A 241-nucleotide genomic window follows, 5' to 3' on the forward strand; every position below is an offset into this window, starting at 1 on the left:
GCCGTAGAGCCGGTTGGCGTGGATGTGTCGCTTGAACGACTGCTGGTCGTGAATATTGTGCGAGAGCATCATCACGCCGCGCGGCGAATACATCACATTGTAGTTGAGCTCCTGTGAAAGCCCTTCCCAGAGCTTCATCGAATGCTCGTAAATGTGCATGCTCTCTTCATAGAGATAGTTCGAACGGATGATGGTGGTATTGCGCCCGGTGTTGCCGCCGCCGAGCCAGCCCTTCTCGAGC

At 55.6% G+C, this 241-nt stretch carries 1 protein-coding gene; it reads right to left on the minus strand.

The genetic code is table 11. From position 1 onward, the window contains the following. Window positions 1-241: FAD-dependent oxidoreductase (locus tag EOD29_RS34570; RefSeq protein WP_127248906.1), on the minus strand; the 241-nt coding region annotated here is incomplete at both ends.

It is taken from the genome of Mesorhizobium sp. M1A.T.Ca.IN.004.03.1.1 (genome assembly GCF_003997555.1).
In the GTDB taxonomy this organism is placed as follows: domain Bacteria; phylum Pseudomonadota; class Alphaproteobacteria; order Rhizobiales; family Rhizobiaceae; genus Mesorhizobium.